The organism is Microbacterium istanbulense, from assembly GCF_037204145.1.
Classification (GTDB): Bacteria; Actinomycetota; Actinomycetes; order Actinomycetales; family Microbacteriaceae; genus Microbacterium; species Microbacterium istanbulense.
In genome coordinates this window covers 106,322-121,929 of record NZ_JBBDGN010000004.1, presented here as the reverse complement: position 1 = coordinate 121,929, position 15,608 = coordinate 106,322, and the positions used below count along the sequence as shown (strand labels likewise).

At 69.3% G+C, this 15,608-nt stretch carries 10 protein-coding genes; 6 read left to right on the top strand and 4 right to left on the bottom strand.

Annotated elements, in window-relative coordinates; translation table 11 throughout:
* The 4 genes from WDU93_RS06255 to WDU93_RS06240 form a co-directional block, all read right to left on the bottom strand.
* A complete protein-coding gene (locus tag WDU93_RS06255; protein WP_337318670.1) occupies positions 1–918 on the bottom strand; it encodes a DUF808 domain-containing protein in 918 nt (305 codons plus the stop codon).
* A 67-nt stretch (positions 919–985) separates the two neighbouring features.
* A complete protein-coding gene (locus tag WDU93_RS06250) occupies positions 986–2,755 on the bottom strand; it encodes a thioredoxin domain-containing protein (RefSeq protein ID WP_337318668.1) in 1,770 nt (589 codons plus the stop codon).
* A gap of 150 nt (positions 2,756–2,905) precedes the next feature.
* Entirely contained in the window at positions 2,906–3,742 is an 837-nt protein-coding gene (locus WDU93_RS06245; protein ID WP_337318666.1) for an aldo/keto reductase, read from the bottom strand.
* Positions 3,743–3,792: 50 nt separating this feature from the next.
* A complete protein-coding gene (locus WDU93_RS06240) occupies positions 3,793–5,181 on the bottom strand; it encodes a heparan-alpha-glucosaminide N-acetyltransferase domain-containing protein (RefSeq protein ID WP_337318664.1) in 1,389 nt (462 codons plus the stop codon).
* Between WDU93_RS06240 and hrpA the strand changes: the two genes are divergently transcribed.
* The 6 genes from hrpA (at position 5,121) to WDU93_RS06210 (ending at position 15,600) form a co-directional block, all read left to right on the top strand.
* Entirely contained in the window at positions 5,121–9,335 is a 4,215-nt protein-coding gene (gene hrpA / locus WDU93_RS06235; RefSeq protein ID WP_337318662.1) for an ATP-dependent RNA helicase HrpA, read from the top strand. The two genes, WDU93_RS06240 and hrpA, sit on opposite strands and share 61 nt — an antisense overlap.
* A gap of 26 nt (positions 9,336–9,361) precedes the next feature.
* Positions 9,362–10,306, top strand: a complete 945-nt coding sequence (locus WDU93_RS06230; RefSeq protein WP_337318660.1) for a quinone oxidoreductase family protein — start codon at positions 9,362–9,364, stop codon at positions 10,304–10,306.
* Between the two features lie 64 nt (positions 10,307–10,370).
* Entirely contained in the window at positions 10,371–11,675 is a 1,305-nt protein-coding gene (locus WDU93_RS06225; protein WP_337318658.1) for an O-acetylhomoserine aminocarboxypropyltransferase/cysteine synthase family protein, read from the top strand.
* Positions 11,676–11,720: 45 nt separating this feature from the next.
* Complete coding sequence (locus WDU93_RS06220) at positions 11,721–12,704, top strand: Gfo/Idh/MocA family protein (RefSeq protein WP_337318656.1); 984 nt, start codon at positions 11,721–11,723, stop codon at positions 12,702–12,704.
* A 2-nt stretch (positions 12,705–12,706) separates the two neighbouring features.
* On the top strand, positions 12,707–13,660 hold the full coding sequence (locus tag WDU93_RS06215; RefSeq protein WP_337318654.1) for an NYN domain-containing protein: 954 nt from the start codon (positions 12,707–12,709) through the stop codon (positions 13,658–13,660).
* 131 nt (positions 13,661–13,791) lie between these two features.
* Positions 13,792–15,600, top strand: a complete 1,809-nt coding sequence (locus WDU93_RS06210; protein ID WP_337318652.1) for a glycoside hydrolase family 3 protein — start codon at positions 13,792–13,794, stop codon at positions 15,598–15,600.
* Positions 15,601–15,608: the final 8 nt, after the last annotated feature.

Below are 15,608 nucleotides of genomic sequence, written 5' to 3'. Positions count from 1 at the left end.
TCAGTGCGCAGCGGCCTTGGCCGAGTGCCCCTCATCGAAGCTCGGCTTGCGGCCGAACAGGCGCGCGATGCCGAGCACGACCGCGACGATGATCAGACCCACGGCCAGTCCGACGACGGCCGAGATGGCGGTGTCGACGATCCAGACGATGACCGGACCGCCCCACTCGAACAGGTGGGTGACGCTGTGCAGGAAGTCGTAGAGGAAGGGCACACCCACCTCGCTGAGGTTCGCGATCACCAGGTGCCCACCCACCCACAGCATCGCGACGGTGCCGATGACGCTGATCACGCGGAACACAGCGGGCATCGCGTTCACGATGCGACGACCGGTGCGGCTGACGCGCTCGGCCGGGTTCTCGGCCATCTTCAGCCCGATGTCATCGAGCTTGACCAGCAGCGCGACGGCGCCGTACACGACCGCGGTCATGATCACGGCGATCACGGCGAGAACGAGCAGGGTCATGCCCAGCGACATTCCCGCATCGAGGTTGGCTAGCGAGATGAGCATGATCTCGGTCGAGAGGATCAGGTCGGTACGGATCGCGCCCCACACGAGCTTGTTCTCGTCGCGGGCTCCTTCATCGTCGCCGTGCCCGTGGCCGAACCCGAACCATTCGAGCACCTTCTCGGCACCTTCGAAGCAGAGGAAGGCACCACCGATGATCAGCAGGTACGGCAGCACCGAGGGCGCGAAAGCGGTCAGCAGCAGCGCGATCGGGATGATGATGACGAACTTGTTCGCGATCGAGCCGAGCGCGATCTTACCGACGACCGGCAACTCGCGTGCCGGGGTGAGTCCCTGCACGTACTGCGGCGTCACCGCCGCGTCATCGATGACGACACCGGCGGCTTTGGCCGATGCCTTCATCGCCGCGCTGAGGATGTCATCGACGACAGCAAGCAGACCAACCGACATGCGCTTCTCCCCTGCGGGTTCGTTCTTCTCCGGGGGTCAACGCTACAGCGTCGCGGTCATGCATCCACTATCTGGCGCGTGAGATCGCGGCGGCATCGTGCACGGGCAGGCGGCAGACGAACGCTCGACAGTCGTAGGCGGCGTCGCCTGCGGCATCCTTGCCCTCGAACAGTTCGAACCCGGCGTCGGCGAACGCGCGCGCCTGGGCGGGGCTGACGACGGCGATGACATCGGCATCCGCCTCGCGCGCCGCCGCTGCGAGCGGGCCGTGCGGATCGTCCGTGACGACGACCACCTGTCGCGGGCCCTCGGCGAGTCCGCTCGCGACCCGCAACGTCGCGCCGTAGGCGAAGGGCTCGGCGACCGCCCGCTCGGTGACCGTGGTGAGCAGAGCGGATGCCGCGTCGCGGTGCTCCTCGCCGGCGCCGAGCCGCCACGCCGACAGATGCGCGGCGGCGAGCGCGGCCGTACCCGAGGGCAAATCACCGTCGCTCTCATCCCCCGCCGTCGGGATGCCCTGCGCGGCGAGCACCGGATCGGCCTGCACCTGCGCGCCGAGCACGTCGAGCGCGGTGGTCGCCCACGCGGCGTCGCCGGTGGCGACCGCCAGCGCGAGCAAGCCGTCGGCGAGCAGCCCGATATCGGCACGGGTCGCGACGGCGGCGGATGCGGTGCCATCCAGTGAGGACCGCACGAGCTGGCCCCGATTGTCGCGATTCACGGCCAGCACCGCGCGCGCAGCGTCCTCGGCAGCCGCGATCCACGCGGGCTCGTCATAGGCGACGCCGGCGCGTGCGAGTGCCCCGATCGCGAGGCCATTCCAGCCCGTGAGCACCTTGCCGTCGACGGCGGGAGGTGCCAGATCGACGCGTTCCTCGGGGGCGCGCTGGTAGTAGCCCCCCTCACTGCGCTCGCCGTCGATCCACGACTCCGAGTCCTGCGCAGCACCGAACGCCCCGCCGTCGCGGCGCAGGGTCGCCAACAGGAAGTCGGCGATGCCGCGGGCGATCGGCTCGGCTCCGGCGTCGCGCGCGACGTCGAGCAGCTGGGCGTTGTCGGTCAGCATCCGTTCGTAGTGCGGAACGGTCCAGTCGCGCTGCGTCGCATAGCGAAAGAAGCCGCCGTCGGCGTCGCGCAGTTCCGACGCGGCCATCCCTGCCAGCGCCCGCCCCGCGACGTCGCCTCGTCCGACAGCGTGCAGAAACTGCAGGGTGGGGGCGACAGGGAACTTCGGCGCGCCGCCGAACCCGCCGAAGAGAGGATCCTCGCGCCCCGCAATGACCTCGGCTGCGGCGCGCAGCTGGGGCATATCCGGCAGCGGGGCCTCGCCAGACGCACGCGCCGAACGCAGCGCATCGACCACCGCATCCGCTGACTCGAGAACCTGCGCGCGACGCTGCGTCCACGCCTCCTGCACGGCCGTGAGCACGTCGCGGAACGAGGGCTGGCCTCCGCGCGCGAGCGGCGGCCAGTACGTGCCGGCATAGAACGCGCGACCGTCGGGGGTGGTGAAGACCGTGAGTGGCCAGCCGAGGTTGCGGGTGAAGGCGGATGCCGCGGCCATGAAGGCCGCATCCACCTCGGGGTGCTCTTCGCGGTCGATTTTCACGGAGACGAACCCGGCGTTCATCTGCGCCGCTGTCTGCGGATCGGAGAACGACTCGCGTGCCATGACATGGCACCAGTGGCAGGTGGAGTAGCCGATCGAGATGAGCAGCGGCACATCTCGGCGCTGCGCCTCGGCGAACGCCTCCTCGCCCCACGGATACCAGTCGACGGGGTTGTCGGCGTGTGCGCGCAGATACGGGCTGAGGGTGTCGGCGAGCCGGTTGGTCATCCCCTCACGCTACGCCGCCCTCCCCCGCGCCGAGACCCCGGGTTAGCGCCGACACCCCGCCCTGCGGGCGCCCACAGCACGGGGTGTGGACGACAAGGCGGGGTGTCGGCGAGAGAGAGCGAGAGAGAGAAGCGACAGCGGCGCGGTGCCTCAGTTCACGTCGTCGGGGTGCGCGCCCACGCGGCCGGAGCCGTCGAGCGGGTCGAGCGCGTCGATCGCGGCCATCTGCGCGTCGTCGAGAGTGAAATCGGTCACGTCGAGGTTCTCGCGGATGCGCTCGGGACGCACCGACTTCGGGAACACGATGTTTCCCTTCTGCAGGTGCCAACGCAGCACGACCTGAGCGGGGCTCTTGCCGGTCGCCGCAGCGGCGTCCGCGACGGCGGGGATGCTGAACAGGTCGTACTTGCCCTGCCCGAGCGGACCCCATGCCTCGATGTGCACGCCGTGGTCGGCGGCCCACGCGGTGATGTCGCGCTGCTGGTAGGCGGGGTGCAGTTCGATCTGGTTGACCGCCGGGGTCACGCCGGTCTCGGCGACGATGCGGTCCAGGTGCGGTACGAGGAAGTTCGAGACGCCGATCGACGTGGCAAGACCGCGCTCGCGGATGCCGATGAGCTTCTCCCAGGCGTGCACGTAGTTGTCCTGCGCGGGAGTCGGCCAGTGCACGAGGTAGAGGTCGACCCGGTCGAGACCGAGCTTCTCCAGGCTCTCGGCGATCGCGGCATCCGCCTCATCGCCGTCGTGGCGGTCGTTCCACAGCTTGGTCGTGATGTACAGCTCATCGCGCGGGATGCCGCTGGCGGCGATCGCGGCGCCGACACCCTCTTCGTTGCCATAGATCGCGGCGGTGTCGATGTGCCGGTAACCGGCCTCGAGGGCGGAGGCGACGGCGCTCTGCGCTTCGTCTGCCGGCACCTTGAACACGCCGAAACCGAGCTGCGGGATGCGGTGGCCGTCGTTGAGTTCGAGTGTGGGGATCGTCATCCATCCAGCCTACGTCGGCATGATGGCGCCGGCGCGGGCGGCGCCCCCGCTCAGGATTTCGGGACGGATGCCATCGCCTTCGCCGCCCGACCGACGAGCCGCTCCAGCGGGCCGCGACCGAAGAACATCGCCCACAGGGTCGCGGCCACCACGAGCACCAGGCTGAACCAGCCCCAGGCAGCCGAGTCGCTGAGGATGCTCTGCGGACCGGCGAGGATCACGATCGCGATGATGTGACCGGTGTATGCCGTCAGCGGCATCGATCCGAGCGCCGCCAGCGGCACCAGTGCCCAGCGCAACGGCCGACTGGCCAGCAGGCACAGGGCGATGACCGCCACGGCGAATCCTCCCGAGCCGAGCACCTCCGCCACACCACCGGTGTGCGGCTCGACGGCGAAGATCTGCCCGGTCATCACAACTCCCGGGTACTGCTGCAGAACGCGATGCGGGTAGCCCGCCCAGCCCGGCGCCGGTTCGCCCGGACCCGCCTCGTTCTCCTTGATCTCCTTCGCGGCACCCTCGTCATCGGTCGCGACGTAACAGGAGATCTGACCGGCGTAGCTGTCGCACACCATCCCGGAGAAGTCGAGCTCCTCGGGCGGCACGCCGAAGATGCCCTCCTGCAGCTCCTCCTCGACCCACGACGAGGAGCCCCCCACGGAACTTCCCTCGACGGTTTCGGAGGTCACCGCCGCGGCCCCGAGCACGCCGAGGCCGAGGTACCCGACCACCGAGATGACGACGCCCACCAGCAGCATCCATGCCGCTGTGCGCACGCGATCCAGCGGCATCCGCCCGATCGCCATGCCGGCGAGCACGAACGCCATCCAGACCGTGATCGGGTACGACCCGAACACGACCAGCTCGACGCCGGGGCCGCTCGATCCCAGGGTCACGACCTGCAGCCCGGCCAGCAGCGGCGGCCCGAGAACGGCCAGCACGCCGGCGGCGATGAGCAGCCGGGAGATGCGCCACCGCAGGAACGGGATGGCGGCGACGTAGAGCAGCCCGTAGACGGTGAGGATGACGGCGATCGGGGTTCCGAGCAGTTCGAGCCCGAGGCCGATCACGAAGATCGCCGCGCCGCGTCCGACGAGGTTCAGCCGCAGACCCGGCATCCGCTCCGGCGCGGGGATGCGGGTGCGACCGGTCATCAGCGCGATGGAGACACCGGCGAGCACGGCGAAGAGGATCGACGATCGCCCGTGCACGAGACTGCCCCAGGTCTCGATCCGCTCGATCTCGAGGACGGGTGTCGATCCGATGTGTGCGCCGACCATGCCCAGCACCGCCAGCGCGCGGGCGACGTCGAGGCCCATGATGCGCGGCGGAGCTCCGAACTCCCGCCACCAGCGCAGCGGCCGCGGTTCCGTGGTGGGTGGCACGACCGCGCGACCGCCGGTGTCGTCGGCGGGAAGGGTCGAGGCGTCGGTCGTCACGGCTTGATCCTAAGGAGCGCGCGACGCGATCACCAGCAACGCCTCGCCCGCAGCATCCACCCGCCGTCGTACGATGGAGGGCTATGTCTGCGCCCGTGATCACCTACCCGCCCGAGCTGCCCGTCAGTGCGGCGCGCGACGAGATCGCCGACGCCATTCGCGACAACCAGGTCGTCATCGTCGCCGGCGCCACCGGCTCCGGCAAGACCACGCAGCTGCCGAAGATCTTGCTCGAACTCGGCCGCGAGCGCATCGCTCACACGCAGCCGCGTCGGCTGGCGGCCCGCACGATCGCGGAGCGGGTCGCTGAGGAACTCGGCGTCGAGCTCGGCGGCCTCGTCGGATACAAGGTGCGCTTCACCGATCAGGTCTCGGACGACACCCGGATCGCCCTGATGACCGACGGCATCCTGCTCAACGAGATCCATCGCGACAGGCTGCTGCGCCGCTACGACGCGATCATCATCGACGAGGCGCACGAGCGATCGCTCAACGTCGACTTCCTGCTCGGCTACCTGCGTCGCATCCTGCCCGAGCGCCCTGACCTGAAGGTGATCATCACCTCGGCGACCATCGATCCCGAGAGCTTCGCCGCCCACTTCGCCTTGCCCGTTGCCGGCAGCGACGAGCCCCAGCCCGCGCCGATCGTCGAGGTGTCCGGGCGCACTTACCCGGTGGAGATCCGCTACCGCCCGCTGGTGGACGAGCGCGAGGATGCCCCGGAGCAGGCCGAGCCCGACGACGAAGTCACCGCGATCGTCGCCGCTCTGGGCGAGCTCGACCGGGAGGCACCGGGCGACGTGCTCGTGTTCCTGCCTGGTGAGGCCGAGATCCGTGACGCCGCGGATGCGGTGCGCGGCGCGTACCGCTCGGCGACCCACCCGGTCGAGGTGCTGCCGCTGTACGGCCGGCTCTCCGCCGCCGAGCAGCACCGCGTGTTCGAGCCGTCGAGCGTCGCCGGCGTGCGTCGCCGGGTGATCCTCGCCACGAACGTCGCCGAGACCAGCCTCACCGTCCCCGGCATCAAGTACGTCATCGACGGCGGCACCGCGCGCATCTCGCGCTACAGCAACCGCTCCAAGGTGCAGCGCCTGCCGATCGAGGCCGTCTCCCAGGCATCCGCGAATCAGCGTTCGGGTCGCGCGGGCCGCACGAGCGAGGGCATCGCGATCCGCCTCTACAGCGAAGACGACTTCGACAGGCGCCCCGAGTTCACCGAGCCCGAGATCCTGCGCACCTCGCTCGCCTCGGTCGTGCTGCAGATGCTGTCGCTCGGTTTCGGCGACATCACCGCCTTCCCCTTCCTCACCCCGCCCGACTCCCGCGGCGTGAAGGCCGCGCTCGACCTGCTCACGGAGCTCGGCGCGGTGACCCTCGGCCGCTCCGGCGCCGAACCCCGGCTGACGAAGACCGGGCGCGAGATCGCGCGGATGCCGATCGACCCTCGTTTCGCGCGCATGCTCCTGGAGGCGCAGCGCGAGGGCAGCGCGGGGGTGCTGCGCGACGTGCTGGCGATCGTGTCGGGCATGACGATTCAGGATGTCCGCGAGCGCCCCTCGCCGGAGGCACCGCAGAAGGTGCGCGATGAGGCCGAGCGCGCGCACGCACGCTTCGTCGACCCAACCAGCGACTTCCTCACGCTGCTGAATCTGTGGAACCATCTGCGTGAGCAGCAGAAGGAGCTCGGTTCGAGTGCCTTCCGCCGACTCGTGCGCAGCGAGTACCTCAACTATGTGCGCGTGCGGGAATGGTTCGACGTGCACCGTCAGCTGCGCACGCTCGTGAAGGGCCCTTCGACGCGCTCAGCCCGGTCCCTGAGCGAGGAGCGCAGCGCCCACCGCGGCCGGTCCCTGAGCGAGGAGCGCAGCGACGAGACGAAGGGCCCTTCGACAGGCTCAGGGACCCAGCACTCTGCGACAGGCTCAGGGACCCACCCCGCCGATGCCATCCATCGCGCGCTGCTCTCCGGACTCCTCTCCCAGATCGGCATCCTCGACGAACGCACGGCCCCGTCATCGTCGCGGTCGAATCGCCCCGAGCCGAAGGGCCGCCGTCAGGCCGAGTATCGCGGCGCCCGGGGCATCCGGTTCTCGATCTTCCCGGGTTCTGGTCTGCGCAAGAAGAGCCCACGGGCGGTGATGGCCGCCGAGATCGTCGAGACCTCCCGCACCTATGCCCGGACTGTCGCCGGTATCGACCCGGCGTGGGCGGAGGCGCTCGCCGGTGACCTCGCCAAGCGTCAGGTGACCGAGCCGCACTGGTCGAAGGACGCCGGCGCCGCCGTCGCGTTCGAGAAGGTGACCCTGTTCGGGGTCGAGATCATCCCGCGTCGCCGGGTGCAGTTCGCCCGCATCGATCGCGTCGGCGCGCGCGAACTGTTCCTCCGGCACGCGCTCGTGGAGGGCGAGTGGGATCCGGGGCGGATCGACAAGCGGGTGAGCGCGTTCTGGCGCGCCAACGCCGAGCTGCGCCGCCGCCTGGAGAAGCTCGAAGAGCGCGAGCGGCGCCGCGACATCCTCGCCGGTGATGAGGCGGTGTACCGCTTCTACGACGAGCGCATCCCGCAAACCGTCTTCGACGTGCGCTCCTTCGAGGCGTGGTGGCGTGAGACCCTGCAGAGCACGCCGAAGCTGCTGGTGATGCGCGAGAGCGACCTGCTCGACGATGACGATCGGGCCGATCAGGGTGAGTTCCCGACCCGGTGGATGCAGGGCGATCAGGTGCTCGGCCTCGCCTATCGGTTCGAGCCGGGTGCCGCCGATGACGGCGTGAGCGTGGTCGTGCCGTTGGCACTGCTGCAGCAGATCCGCGACGCAGGCTTCGACTGGCAGGTGCCGGGGCTACGCGCCGAACTCGTCACCGCGCTGCTGCGGGCGCTCCCCAAGGCCATCCGCCGCCATGTCGTGCCGGCCGCCGATTGGGCCGAGAAGTTCGGCGACGAGCTCGCGGCCGCCGGCCCCGAACACCATGCGGGTCTCCCCCCGCAGTCATTGAAAGAAGCGCTGGCGCGCCGCATCCAGCCGCTCGCCAATCAGCCGGTCTCGGCCGCCGACTTCGACGATGAGCGGGTACCAGGGCACCTGCGCATGAATTTCCGCGCCGTCGACGAGCGCGGCCGCGTGGCCGGCTCGGCGCGCGACCTCAGCGAATTGCAGGCGTCACTGTCGGATCGTGCCCGCGCCAGCGTGGCGCGGTCGATCTCCCGACCCGAGAAGGGGCGCGCACGTCCCGCCGACATCGCTGCCGCGGGTGCCGCACCGGGCGCGGGGGCCTCCGCCTTCGCCGAGCAGACGGGACTCACCTCCTGGACGTTCGGCGACCTGTCTGAGGTGCTCGACACCAAGGTGGCCGGCGGCATCGTACGCGGGTACCCGGCGGTGGTCGACCAGGGCAAGACCGTGACGGTGCGGGTGGAGGCCACGGCGGATGCCGCGGTCACGGCGACGCGTGCGGGCATTCTTCGGCTGGTGCTGCTGAACGTGCCCTCCCCCGTGTCGTATGTGCAGGAGCATCTCACCGCGCCCGAGAAGCTGGCGCTCGCTGCCTCCCCGTATCCGAACGTCGCGGCGCTGCTGGAAGACACTCGCGCGGCCGTCGTGCGCGAACTCATCGACCAGCGCACCGGTGGCACGGGCATCGTCCGCACCGAGGCCGCCTTCACCGCGCTGCGCGACGCGGTGAACGCCGCACTGGTGGACCGGCTCTTCGCCACTGTTTCGCTGGTGGCGCGCATCCTCACCAAGACGCGCGACGTGGAGCGCGCGATCAAGGCGCAGAACTCCCTCGCCCTGCTCGGGCCGCTGAATGACATCCGTACGCAGCTATCAGGCCTGATCCGGCCCGGCTTCGTCTCTGCCACCGGAACCGACCGCCTCGCCCACCTGCCGCGCTACCTCGACGGCATGCTCGAGCGGTTGCAGATCCTCGCCAACGAGCCGGGTAAGGACCGCGCGCGGATGACCGAGTACGAGCGGGCGGCGAAGGCCTTCGAGGATGCCGGGGGCACGATCCCCCTCGCAGTGAGCGCGCCGGCGCACCTCGTCGAGGCCCGGTGGCTGCTGGAGGAATACCGGATCAGCGTGTTCGCTCAGCGCCTGGGCACTGCCCAGCCCGTCTCACCGCAGCGCATTCAGAAGGCTCTCACGGCCCGGTGATCGCGAAGCGCGGGTAGCCTGACGACATGGCTCGCGCGATCGTCTACTCAGAAATCGGCTCACCTGACGTTCTGCACCTGGCAGAGATCCCCGACCCCGTGGCTGGCGACGGCCAGGTGGTCGTGCGCATCGAAGCGGTGGGCGTGAACCCGCTGGATGCCAAACTGCGCCGCGGCTTGCGCCCCGGGCCGCCGATCACCACGCCGCGCCGGGTGGGCTTCGACGGGGCCGGCACCATCACCGCGCTCGGCGAAGGCGTGACCGGCTTCTCGGTCGGCGATCGCGTCGCGATCCGCACGACCCTTGGCACATATGCCACCGCGCTCGCGGTGCCGGTGAGCCATATCGCCCGACTCACCGACGGCGTGACCACCGCCGAGGGCGCGGGAATCGGCATCCCCGTCGGTACCGCCTACCAAGTGCTGCGCTCACTCCACGTGCACAAGGGCGACACGCTGCTTGTGCATGCCGGGTCCGGCGCGGTCGGCCAGGCGATCGTGCAGTATGCGGTGCTGTGGGGTGCCACAGTGATCGCCACCGCCAGCCCCGCGCGCTTCGAACAGCTGCAGGCCCTCGGTGCGGCGCCCGTCGCCTACGGCCCAGGACTCACCGAGCGCGTGCGCGAGGCCGCACCCGGCGGTGTCACCGTCGCCATCGACTGCATCGGCACCGATGAGGCGATCGAGACGTCGCTCGCGCTCGTCGCTGACCACGACCGCATCGCGACGATCGTGCGCGGACCGGATGCTGCGGCCCTTGGCATCCGCGCCTTCTCCGGCGGCAGCCCGACGCCCCTCACCGATGAAGAGGAGAGCTGGCGGGCCGAGGCCCTGCCGCTCACGATCAACCTCATCGAGGCCGGTGACTTCCAGATCGAGCTCGGTCCCGAACTGCCGCTGGCCGAGGCGGCACGCGCACACGAGCTGGTCGAACAGCATGCCGCGCGCGGAAAGATCATCCTCATTCCCTGAGGCGGCGCCGCAACAGAACGACACATCCGGGCAGGCGCGGGCGTGGTTCCAGAAGATGGATGCCATGACCTCCTCCCGCGGCACCGGCTTCGCGACCCGGCAGGTGCAGGCGGCCTTCACCGCCGGCAGCCCGGCGTTCGGCGCTGTCCCCCCGATCCACCAGACCGCGGCCTACGAGTTCGCGAACCTCGAAGAGGCCGCCGACCTGTTCGCGCTGCGCCGCACGGGCATCATCTACAGTCGCAACGCCAACCCCACTCAGCAGGTTCTCGAAGAACGCGTGGCCGCACTCGAGGGTGGGCTGAGCGCGGTGGCCGTGGCATCCGGACAGGCAGCAGTCGCCGTCACCCTGCTGGCCCTGGCCGGGCGAGGGGGGCACATCGTCGCGGCGGATCAGCTCTACGGCGGCACCGTCGATCTTCTGCAGGAGACATTCGCCGACTTCGGCATCGGCGTGACCTTCGTCGATCAGGATGACGCCGACGCGTGGCGCGCCGCGATCACACCGCAGACGCGGGTGCTGTTCGCCGAGACCGTCGCAAACCCCATCGCCCAGGTGCTCGACATCCGCCTGGTCGCCGACATCGCCCATGAGGCCGGAGTGCCTCTCGTCGTCGACAGCACGGTCGGCACGCCCGCCCTGATCCGCCCGGGCGAGCACGGCGCCGACTTCGTGGTGCATTCGGCGACGAAGTTCCTCTCCGGTCATGGAACCTCGCTCGGCGGAGTGGTCGTCGACATGGGCAGCTTCGACTTCGGTGCCGAGCCCGAGAAGTGGCCGCAGTTCACCGCCCCGTACACGCGGTTCGGCGACCTCGTGCTGTGGGAGCGCTTCGGGGCCGGCGGCGCATTCGCAGCGCTGGTCAAGTCGAAGTACGTGCATGACCTCGGCCCCTCGCTGTCGCCGTTCAACGCCTGGCAGATCCTCGTCGGCATCGAGACGCTCGACCTGCGCGTGAGCCGCCAGAGCGCCACCGCGCTCGCCGTCGCGGAGTTCCTGGCCGAGCACCCGGCGGTCGCCCGCGTGCACCACCCGGGCCTGCCGGGGAATCCCTGGCACGAGCGGGCCCTGCACTACCTGCCGCAGGGTGTGCCGTCGGTGTTCTCCTTCGACCTCGCCGGCCCCGAAGACGGTGCCCCCGAGCGCATCGCCCGCCTCATCGACCGCCTGCAGACCTTCCGCCTCGTCGCGAACATCGGTGACGCCCGCAGCCTGGTTGCCCACCCGGCATCCATGACGCACTCGCACCTGAGCCCCGCCCAGCGCGAAGCAGCGGGAATCTCGCTGAACACCGTGCGCCTGTCGGCGGGTCTGGAGGATCCCACAGACCTCATCGCCGACCTGCGCGACGCTCTCGTGGAGCTCTGACACACGCCCGACGCCGGCCTGGTCTACGCCGGTAAAGTTGTGCGCATGACCGGTCTTCGTTGGGGAATTCTCGCGACCGGCGGTATCGCTTCCGCCTTCGCCTCCGATCTTCGTACTGCAGGGCTCGACCTCGTCGCCGTCGGCTCGCGATCGCAGGAGTCAGCCGACGCGTTCGCGGCGCGCTTCGACATCCCGCACGCGCACGCGAGCTACGAAGCCCTCGCCACCGACCCTGACGTCGACATCATCTATGTCTCGACCCCGCACCCGATGCACCTGGAGGGTGCCCGCCTGGCGCTCGAGAACGGCACGCACGCCCTCGTCGAGAAGGCGTTCACGCTCACCGAGGCCGAGGCCGCCGAGCTGCGCGACCTCGCCGCCGAGAAGGGTCTGCTGGTCATGGAGGCCATGTGGACGCGCTACCTGCCCCACATGGTGCGCCTGCGCGAGATCATCGCGGAAGGCACGCTGGGTGAGGTCCGAGCCGTGACGGCCGACCACACCCAGTCGCTGCCGGTCGACCCGGCCCACCGTCTGAACGCCCTCGAGCTCGGCGGCGGGGCGCTGCTCGACCTCGGCATCTATCCGATCTCTTTCGTCTGGGACATCCTCGGAGCACCGCAGACCATCCAGGCTGCGGGCCGCCTGGTTGAGACCGGCGCCGACAGCGAGGTGGCCACGGTGATGACGCATGCGGGCGGAGCCGTGTCGACGACACTGTCTTCCTCACGCGCGGCGGGCCCCAATACCGCGGCGGTCATCGGCACGAAGGCGCGTGCTGTGCTCGATCGGGTCTGGTACACCCCCACCTCGTTCCAGGTGATCGCGACCGACGGCACGGTGCTCGAAGAGTACGTCTCTCAGGTCGAGGGACGCGGCATGCAGTTCCAGGCATATGCCGCCGAACGGTTCGTGGCCGAGCAACGACTCACAGGCGATGTGCTGCCGATCGACGAGACCGTCGCGATCATGGGTACGCTCGATGAAATCCGTCGTCAGATCGGCGTCCGCTACCCGAGCGAGGCATGAGCATGGCTGAGAACACCGATACCCGCGTCGCGGTCTATCTCGACTTCGACAACATCGTCATCTCCTGGTACGACCGCGTGCACGGGCGCAATGCGTACGGCAAAGACCGTCAGCGCATTGCCGAGAATCCGCACGACCCCGAGGTCCTCGAGCGCCTGCGCAACGCCATGATCGAGGTCGGCGCGATCATCGACTACGCGTCGTCATTCGGCACGCTGGTGCTCACACGCGCGTACGCGGACTGGTCATCGGTCGTCAACGCCGAGTACCGCTCGCAGCTCGTCGCGCGCGCCGTCGATCTCGTGCAGCTGTTCCCCGCTGCGGCGTATGCCAAGAACGGTGCCGACATCCGCCTCGCCGTGGATGCCGTCGAAGACATGTTCCGCCTGCCCGACCTCACGCACGTCGTGATCGTCGCCGGCGACAGCGACTATGTGCCTCTCGCGCAGCGATGCAAGCGCCTGGGCCGCTATGTCATCGGTGTGGGGGTGTCAGGTTCAACGGCAAAGTCGCTTGCCGCCGCCTGCGACGAGTTCGAGTCGTATGACTCGCTGCCCGGCGTGAAGCGCGCCGTCCGCCAAGAGGACGAGTCGGGGTCACGGCGCAGCACGCGCGCGGCCGCACGGTCGGCCAAGGCGAAGACCTCGCCCGCCGATGGCACCGGTGAGACGGCGACCGTGACGGAATCTTCGGATGCTCCGGACCTGCCGGCAGACCCGCAGACCGAGGCGACGCTGTTGCTCGATCGGGCGCTGCGCCTGGGTCGCGACCGAGCCGGTGGCGACGAGTGGCTGCACAGTTCTGCGGTCAAGACACAGATCCGCCGGATGGATCCGTCGTTCAGCGAGAAGGCGCTCGGATACCGCTCGTTCTCTGATTTCCTCAAGTCTCGAGACGCCATCGCAGAGCTGGAGGAGACCGGTCACGAGCGCCTCGTGCGCCTACGGGAGCGCTGACGGACCGCTGATATACCACCGCATCCGACGATAGTTAACCCCCCTTTCAAATCGCTTGACCCGTTGTTAGGCTCGGCCACGTTGCCCGAAAAGGGGCGACGTTCGGACGAATCTCGATGAGGCGGTACGTCATGCGTAAATCATCCTTCCGACGGCAGACGGCGGTCGCGACCGCGGTCGCCCTGACCCTGGGCGCAGCCCCCGCAATGGCCTCGGCGGCCACCCCGCAGCCATCGCCGGCATCGGCACAGACCGGCCAGAGCAGCAAAGCTGAACAGTACGCCGACGCGACTCTGCAGGCCATGACCCTCGAAGAGAAGATCGGTCAGCTGTTCATTCTCTTCGCCTACGGTCCCACCGCCGAGGGCGAAGATCCCCGCAACACCGCGCTGTACGGCGAGGCCAGTGCGGCCGACATCATCGACGAGTTCGAACCGGGCGGATTCATCCTCTTCTCCGCCCGCGGAAACGTCACCGACCCCGTGCAGGTCGCCACGCTGTCCAACGGTTTGCAGGATGCGGCAGAGGACGCCGGGGCGGGAATCCCGCTGTTGGTCAGCACCGATCAGGAGCAAGGCATCGTGACCCGCATCGGTTCACCGGCCACACTCTTCCCCGGCAACATGGCCCTCGGCGCGGGTGGCAGCGAGAAGGACGCTCGCAAGGCCGCGGCGATCACCGGCAGCGAGCTGCTGGCGATGGGCATCCAGCAGAACAACGCCCCCGATGCCGACGTGAACATCAACCCGGCAAACCCCGTGATCGGTGTGCGCAGCTTCTCGTCTGACACCGATCTCGTATCGCGTCTGACCGCGGCCAGCGTCAAGGGCTACCAGGACGACGCGGGCATCATCGCGACCGCCAAGCACTTCCCCGGCCACGGCGACACGGCCACCGACTCGCACACAGGCCTGCCGGTGATCACCCACACGCTCGAGGAATGGAAACAGATCGATCTGCCGCCGTTCCAAGCGGCGATCGACGCGGGCGTGGATTCGATCATGACCGCACACATCGTGGTGCCGGCGCTGGACGACAGCGGTGACCCGGCCACCCTCTCGCGCGAGATCATCACCGGCCAGCTGCGCGATGCGCTCGGCTTCGACGGGGTGATCGTGACCGACGGCCTCGAGATGGCAGGTGTACGTCAGCAGTACGGCGATGCCGAGGTCGCGGTGCGCGCGCTGGAGGCTGGTGTTGACCAGCTGCTGCTGCCGGCCGACCCCCGAGTCGCGTACACCGCGGTGGAGGATGCTGTCGCCTCAGGACGGCTCAGTGAAGAGCGCATCGACGAGTCGGTGCACCGCATCCTGTTGATGAAATACGACCAGGGTGTCACCGCCGATGCGCACGTCGATGTCGACAAGGTGCTGCAGACCGTCGGCAAGCGGGCGCACCTGCGCGCGGCCGAGAAGATCACGGATGCGACCACCACTCTCGTGCGCAATGACGCCGAGTCGCTGCCGGTGTCCGTCGAGGGCAAGAGCGTGCTCGTGACGGGCTACGGCGAGACCACGGGCCGAACGCTGGCCGCTGAGCTCACCGAGCGGGGCGCCGACGCGACTGCTCTGGCGACGGGAACGGCGCCCACGCAGGCCCAGATCGAGCAGGCCGTCACCGCCGCCCAGGCCAACGACGTGACCGTGGTGCTCACCAACAACGTCTCGGCAACCAGCAGGCAGAAGCAGTTGGTGGCGGCGTTGGATGCCACCGACACGCACCTGATCGTGGCGGGCGTGCGCAATCCCTATGACGTGAACCAGCTCGGCGATATCGAGAACTTCATCGCGACGTACTCGTACTCGGCGCCCGCACTGGTGTCGCTCGCGAAGGTGATCACCGGCGAGATCAGCCCGCAGGGCACCCTGCCGGTCGACATCCGTTCCGCGGCCGATCCCAGCGTCATCCTCTACCCATTCGGCCACGGGCTGACCTGGTGACCGGGGCA

Coding starts and splice junctions, on each gene's coding strand:
- WDU93_RS06225 (WP_337318658.1), top strand. CDS start 10,371: ATGACCTCCTCCCGCGGCACCGGCTTCGCGACCCGGCAGGTGCAGGCG.
- WDU93_RS06255 (WP_337318670.1), bottom strand. CDS start 918: ATGTCGGTTGGTCTGCTTGCTGTCGTCGATGACATCCTCAGCGCGGCG.
- WDU93_RS06215 (WP_337318654.1), top strand. CDS start 12,707: ATGGCTGAGAACACCGATACCCGCGTCGCGGTCTATCTCGACTTCGAC.
- WDU93_RS06220 (WP_337318656.1), top strand. CDS start 11,721: ATGACCGGTCTTCGTTGGGGAATTCTCGCGACCGGCGGTATCGCTTCC.
- WDU93_RS06245 (WP_337318666.1), bottom strand. CDS start 3,742: ATGACGATCCCCACACTCGAACTCAACGACGGCCACCGCATCCCGCAG.
- WDU93_RS06230 (WP_337318660.1), top strand. CDS start 9,362: ATGGCTCGCGCGATCGTCTACTCAGAAATCGGCTCACCTGACGTTCTG.
- WDU93_RS06250 (WP_337318668.1), bottom strand. CDS start 2,755: ATGACCAACCGGCTCGCCGACACCCTCAGCCCGTATCTGCGCGCACAC.
- WDU93_RS06210 (WP_337318652.1), top strand. CDS start 13,792: ATGCGTAAATCATCCTTCCGACGGCAGACGGCGGTCGCGACCGCGGTC.